Annotated in this window: 6 protein-coding genes; 1 reads left to right on the forward strand and 5 read right to left on the reverse strand. The window is 70.6% G+C overall.

What is annotated here, in order from left to right; genetic code table 11:
• Positions 1-120: 120 nt before the first annotated feature.
• Positions 121-1,524 (reverse strand): MFS transporter, encoded by a 1,404-nt coding sequence (locus tag E1295_RS20835; RefSeq protein WP_246080167.1) that lies wholly within the window; start codon positions 1,522-1,524, stop codon positions 121-123.
• Positions 1,525-1,605: 81 nt separating this feature from the next.
• Between E1295_RS20835 and E1295_RS20840 the strand changes: the two genes are divergently transcribed.
• On the forward strand, positions 1,606-2,025 hold the full coding sequence (locus E1295_RS20840; RefSeq protein ID WP_132632002.1) for a winged helix-turn-helix transcriptional regulator: 420 nt from the start codon (positions 1,606-1,608) through the stop codon (positions 2,023-2,025).
• Here E1295_RS20840 and E1295_RS20845 read toward each other — a convergent pair.
• The 4 genes from E1295_RS20845 to E1295_RS48840 form a co-directional block, all read right to left on the reverse strand.
• The gene (locus tag E1295_RS20845) at positions 2,022-2,699 is read right to left on the reverse strand and encodes a polysaccharide deacetylase family protein (RefSeq protein WP_132632003.1); all 678 of its coding nucleotides are present in this window, start codon (positions 2,697-2,699) and stop codon (positions 2,022-2,024) included. The two genes, E1295_RS20840 and E1295_RS20845, sit on opposite strands and share 4 nt — an antisense overlap.
• Before the next feature lie 67 nt (positions 2,700-2,766).
• Positions 2,767-3,474, reverse strand: a complete 708-nt coding sequence (locus tag E1295_RS20850; protein WP_132632004.1) for a class I SAM-dependent methyltransferase — start codon at positions 3,472-3,474, stop codon at positions 2,767-2,769.
• Positions 3,475-3,477: 3 nt separating this feature from the next.
• Complete coding sequence (locus E1295_RS20855; protein WP_132632005.1) at positions 3,478-4,686, reverse strand: glycosyltransferase; 1,209 nt, start codon at positions 4,684-4,686, stop codon at positions 3,478-3,480.
• 114 nt (positions 4,687-4,800) lie between these two features.
• A partial coding sequence (locus E1295_RS48840) for a hypothetical protein (RefSeq protein ID WP_425465356.1) occupies positions 4,801-6,165 on the reverse strand: 1,365 nt, incomplete at its 5' end.

The raw sequence follows: 6,165 nt of genomic DNA on the forward strand, positions 1-6,165 counted from the left end.
TCCTGTCGCGTGGCTTCGCGACCAGGGGTACGGGTACGGTCAGTCAGGCAACGTGGCGGTCCCCCCGATCGCTTGACGTGCACATGGCACTTTAGCCACATCCTTCACACAGTGAGCAATTCACACCGGAACCGGCTGGTCCTCCCGCATCGGCTCCTCGCGGCGGGGCAGCAGCGCCAGCGCGGCCACCAGAGCCAGCGCCGCCAGCACCGTCGAGCCGAGGAACGCCGCCCGATACCCCGCGACGAGCGCCTCCGGCGCGGCCGAGCCGCCCGACACGGCGGCGGCGACGGTCACCAGCCCCGCGATGCCGACCGAGATGCCCACCTGCGTGGTCACGTTGAACAACCCCGACACCATCCCCGACTCCGACGGCGACGCCTCCGACGTGGCGGCGACGGTGGCCGCGCCCACGAGGAGGCCGAAGCCGAAGCCCGTGAGCACCTCTGGGCCCAGCAGGCCGAACACGTAGTCGCCGCGCGCGTCGATCCGCAGGTAGAGGGCCGCGCCCACCGTGATGAACACCAGGCCCGCGGCGGCCGTCGTGCGCAGGCCGTACCTGGTGAGCACGCGCCCCCCGAGGAACGAGGCGGTCAGCGCGATCGTCACGGGAATGGCCACCGTTGCCAGCCCTGACTGGGTGGGGCTGTAGCCGAGCACGACCTGGGTGTAGAGGGCCAGCAGGAAGGCCACCGGCTGCATCGCCGCCGCCACCAGGAACATCACGGCGTTGCCCGCGCGGAGCGTACGCCTGCGGAAGACGTTCAGGGGGACGAGGGGGTTCGCCGAGCGCCGCTCGATGGCGAGGAACGCGACGATGAGGACGACCGCCAGGGCGCCGAGGCCGAGCGTCCTGGCCGAGGCCCAGCCGGCCTCCGCGGCGCCCGTCAGGGCGTAGATGAGCAGGCCCAGCCCGGCGGTGGAGGTGACCGCGCCGGCCAGGTCGAAGCCGCGTACGGGCTCCGCGGTGCGTACGGCGGGCAGCAGCACGAGCGCCAGCCCGGCCACGGCCAGCCCGATCGGCGTGTTCACCAGGAACACCGACCGCCAGCCGAACCAGTCGGTGAGCAGCCCGCCGAGCACCGTGCCCACCGAGGCGCCCATGCCTCCGACCGCGCCCCACAGTCCCATCGCCTTGTTGAGCGCGGGATCGCCCTTGAACAACGCCATCACGAGCGACATCCCCGCGGGCGCGACCAGGGCGCCGGCCAGTCCCTGCGCGGCGCGTACGGCGATCAGCACCCCACCCGACGAGGCCACGCCCCCGACCAGGGACACCAGCGCGAACACCACCATCCCGGCGATGAAGATCCGCCGCCGGCCCACGTAGTCGGACAACCGCCCGCCGAGCAGCAGCAGCCCGCCGAACACCAGCGCGTACGCCGTCGTCGTCCACGACAGGTCCTGCGCCGTCATGCCCAGCTCGCGCCCCATGGGCGGCATCGCGATGCTCACGATGGTCGAGTCGAGGATCAGCACGAACTGGGTGGCGGCCAGCAACGCGAATGCGGCCCATCTGTTCATCACGGCCAACTTTCTAAGGACACGATATGTAACAGTGGCCATGATGTGTGACTATGGAAGAACCAGGAAGAAGGCACTTTCATGTCCCAGAGGAACACCGCTGTACCACCCGAGCTCAAGACGCTGGACGACGCGGAGGCGATGATCGCGCACGGCGTCTGCCCCATCCCGCCGCGCGAGATCCTCGACAGGATCGCCGGCAAGTGGGCCATCCAGATCATCGTGGCGACCTCGCGCGGGCCGGTGCGCTTCACGGAGCTGGAGCGGCTCATCGAGGGCATCAGCCGGCGCATGCTCACCCTCACGCTGCGCAACCTGGAGCGCGACGGGCTGCTGGAGCGCACCGTCCATCCGACGGTGCCGCCCAAGGTCGAATATCGCGCCACGCCCATGGCGCTGGAGCTCTATGAGGCCATGCTGACGCTCACCAACTGGTCACGCCGGCACAGCGCCTGCGTCGCCGCCTCCCGCGAGCGTTATGACGCCCGCGAGAGCGGCTAGGGGTAGCTCTCGCCGGCGACCGGCTTCCCGCCCCGCAGCAGCGTCGGCACCGTGACGAGGTGGTAGCCCCGCTTCTTGAGCTCCTTGACGATGCCCGGCATCGCCTTCGCCGTGGCCGGGACCACGTCGTGCATCAGCAGCACGCCGTCGCGCTTGGCCAGCCTCAGCACCGCCGCCTTGATCTTCTTCGGGTCACGCAGTTTCCAGTCGAGCGTCGTGCCGCTCCATAACACCTGCGCGAGGTCCGTCTGACCGGCCAGCGCCAGCACCCGCTCGTCGGTGTGCCCGTAGGGCGGGCGGAACATGACGGGCCGGTGGCCCGTGGCCTTCCTGATCGCGGTCTGGGTGAGCTTGAGCTCGTTGATGATCCGGTCGTCGTTGTAGGACGGCAGCGAGATGTGGTCGTAGGTGTGGTTGCCGATCGCGTGCCCCTGCGCCAGCACCTGCCTGGCGAGCTTGGGACGTTTCTCCACCTGCTTGCCCACCAGGAAGAAGGTGGCCTTCGCCCTCGCCTTCTTGAGCGTCCTGAGCACGGAGGGCGTGGTCGCGCCCGGCCCGTCGTCGAACGTCAGCGCCAGGCACTTGACCCGTTTGCAGTCGACGGCGGCCTGAGCCGGGAGAGCGGTCGTGGAAGTCAGGGCCAGCGTGGCCGCGAGCAGGGAGTTGATCACCACACGGACAGCCTAGAGCCAATGCCGCCCCCGCAGGAGCCGCTCGCACATCACTTTCCCGACACTGTCCTCATGCGAGCCGGGCACGCAGGAACAACGTCACACCCTTGCGCGAGCCCACCGGCAGATACCTCTCGGCGCGGACGACCGCCGACAGGCCGGCGTTGACGAGGAACGGCGTCTTCTTCAGGTCGCTGCCCGCGGACCGGCGCCGGTGCCGCAGCACGAGCGGGCGCAGCAGCACGTTCCAGCTCCATACGCGGTCGATGCTCAGCCCGGCCCTGCGGACCACGCTGATCAGCGACTCGCGGCCGTAGCGGCGTACGTGGCCGACGGCGTGGTCGTGGGCGGACCACAACGCCATGTCGCTCGGCACCGCGAACAGCGTGTGCCCGCCGGGCGCCAGCACCCGGGCGATCTCCTCGGTGACCAGGTGGTCCTCGCGGATGTGCTCCAGCACGTCGAACGCGGTCACGAGGCCCATGCTGCCCGACGCGAAAGGCAGCGCCCTGGCGTCGGCGTGCACGGCCCGCAGGCCGCGCTCCCTGGCCACTTCGACCGCCGTCTCGCTGTAGTCGGTGGCGGTGGCGTCCCAGCCGGCCTCGACCAGCACCCGGGTGTTGCCGCCCCCGGCGGCGCCGATGTCCAGCGCCCGCCTCAGCGGGGGACGCCGCAGGTCGAGCTCGCGCAGCTGCCTGCGCAGGATGGCGCGGCGCTCGCGATACCACCAGTGGGTGTCCTCGAGCTCGGTCAGGCGGCGGATCTCAGTCGTCTCCATCGATCACTTCCTCGGGAAGACCCAGCGGTCGAGGGCCGTGAAACGGATGAGGGTGAGCAGGCAGTACGTCGCGGCGACCACGCCCACCTCGGTCAGCCGCCCGGAGCCCGGGGGCACTTTGAGCACGGCCACGGTGGTGAGGGCGTAGTTCGCCAGAAAGAGTAGGAACGCTCGGAAATGTACGGTGGTGCGTTTCCTGAAGGTCCACCGGCGGTTCGCCTCGATGTTGATGATTCCGGTGAGGACGAGCGCGCCGAGATTCGTCATGGCCGGCGACCACAGATCGCGCAGAGGGAGATAGATCAGCGTGTACAGAATGACGGAGAAAAGGCCTATCGCCGCGAACGACAGAAATTTCGCCAACGTCACCGCCCGCGGCCGGCCGACCACCGCGTCAGGATGCGTCGGCCTCGGCTCCGAGCGCCGCACCGCGACCGAGGCCCGGCCCGTCGACATCGACCAGGCGACCCTGGCCAGCCCCTTCAGGTCGTCGATCGCGGTCCGCACCACGCGCACGCGCGAGTCGGCGTCCTCGATCCAGTCGACCGGCACCTCGTGCACCCGCAGCCCGTTGTGCTCGGCCAGCAGCAGCAGTTCGGTGTCGAAGAACCATGCGTCGTCCTCGACCTTGTCCATCAGCGGCCGGACCACGTCGGCCCTGGCCGCCTTGAACCCGCACTGGGCGTCGCTGAACCGGACGCCGAATCCATACCTGAGCAGGGCGTTGTAGCCGCGCGATACGACCTCGCGGCGCAGCGAGCGGTGGGTGCGCGCGCTGTGCGCCAGCCGCGTGCCGATGGCGATCTCCGAATGCCCGCTGGCCACCGACGCCACCAGCGGGAACAGGGCGTCGAGGTCGGTGGACAGATCGACGTCCATGTACGCCACGATGTCGGCCGGGCTGTCGCGCCAGGCCGCCCGCAGCGCCGCTCCCCTGCCCCTGATGTCGAGCCGGCGGGCGTGCACCAGGTCGAACTCCCCGGCCAGTGCGGTGGCGAGCGCCCAGGTGCCGTCGGTGCTGCCGTTGTCCACGATCGTGATGCGCCACGGCAGCGGGAAACGTTCTTCGAGGAACCCGGCCAGCGTGCGTACACAGCCCGGCAGCGCACGCTCCTCGTTGAGCACGGGGATGACGATGTCCACCCACGCCAGCCGGTTGGCGGCGTCGTCGGCGAGGCGGGGGCGCGGCTCCAGGGCGGCACGCGTGTTCATAGAGTCCCCATCTGTAGCTCGTGGCCGTGGCTCCACGAAAATGGTGCTGGGGCTGTCGAGCGGGACGGGCTCGGTTTCTCCTCCTCGTTCCAGAAAAGGAGATTATCTTTACCCTCAGAAAAGCTCGTAGACCGACGAACTTTCGTTCCGGAAACGCAGCTGGGCGAATCTCTCCAGCTTGCGGTTTCTGTCGGTGAAGAGCCATTTGACGCCATATTCCTGGGCGAGATGCCGGACGTTCTCCGCCGTCGGCCGCCGGAACACCGCGTCGTTCGCCGCCAGCCGCGCCGGGTCGGCGAACGGCACGTCGAGGTAGGACGCCCTGAACAGCGGGGTCCGCGACAGCGTGCTCTCGGCGTACGCCCACCCCTCCACCAGCACCCGCCGCTCCGTGAACCCGGCCACCCAGTAGTGCCTGCTGTCGCACGCCGGCTCCGTGACCGCGCGGCAGTGCAGGTCGGTGGCCACGACGTCACCGGGCGAGGAATGCTCGCGCAACCACCGGCCCGCCTCCAGCGCCCCGTCGGGGATCTCGCGCGCCCGCTCGCCCTTCTCGGGCGTGACGTGCGCGGCCACGTCACGCGCCGACTCCGGCACCGCGTACCCCGCCAGCAGCGCCACCACCGCCAGCCCGAGCCTGAGCCGCCACACCATCAGCGCCGCCGCCGCGAGCATCGAGTACGGCACCGCCACCGCCGCGAGCACACCGCCCGAGACGTCGAGCGACGAGGCCAGCAGTGCGGCCCCCGCGCCCATCCCCACCAGGCAGGCCACGAGCGGCCACGGCACCCGCCGCGCCGCGAGCACCCCGCACACGGCGGCGATCGACAGGTAGGGACGAGCGCTTTCGAGGAAGTACAGCTGCGACAACGACGGATGCCCGAACACCACGGTCGCGCCCACGCCCGCCGCCCCGAGGCCCAGCACCAGCACCATCGGCGGCTCCAGCGCCCGCCGCCCCAGCGCCGCCGCCCCGCCCCACACGCACGCCAGGCAGAACAGGTGCACCGCCGTCAGCACCACCAGCGGCCAGGCAGGCACGGACGCCAGCTCCGGCATCTCCACACCCGCCACCGAACCCCACAGCGAGCGCATCGTGGCGAACGGCGCGACCGCCGTGCCCTGCGCGCCGCGCCCGAACACCACGAACTGCGCGATCAGCAGGGACCCCAGCGTGAGAGCCGCGGCCAGCGCCCACTCCGCGCGCACCCGACGCTCCACGAACCCGCGCACGACCAGCACCAGCACCAGCCCGGCCAGCAGCAGCGGCAGGAACGTGGCCTTGGCCCCGGTCAGCGCGAGCAGCAGCACGGCGAGCGCCACCCGGCTGAGCCGCCCGCCGGCCAGCATCAGCACCACGGGAGCGAACAGCAGCGCCCCGAACGTCTGCGTGGGGCTCGCCCACGCGGTGAACATCGAGCGCGAGGTGAAGCTCACGCCCTCCTGCAGCGCCGGGCTGAACAGGAAGTACGTCACCCC

The organism is Nonomuraea mesophila, assembly GCF_004352805.1.
GTDB lineage: Bacteria > Actinomycetota > Actinomycetes > Streptosporangiales > Streptosporangiaceae > Nonomuraea > Nonomuraea longispora.

Bases quoted from the DNA above. Each gene is read 5' to 3' on its own strand.
- E1295_RS20835 (WP_246080167.1), bottom strand. From the start codon at position 1,524: ATGAACAGATGGGCCGCATTCGCGTTGCTGGCCGCCACCCAGTTCGTG.
- E1295_RS20840 (WP_132632002.1), top strand. From the start codon at position 1,606: ATGTCCCAGAGGAACACCGCTGTACCACCCGAGCTCAAGACGCTGGAC.
- E1295_RS20850 (WP_132632004.1), bottom strand. From the start codon at position 3,474: ATGGAGACGACTGAGATCCGCCGCCTGACCGAGCTCGAGGACACCCAC.
- E1295_RS20855 (WP_132632005.1), bottom strand. From the start codon at position 4,686: ATGAACACGCGTGCCGCCCTGGAGCCGCGCCCCCGCCTCGCCGACGAC.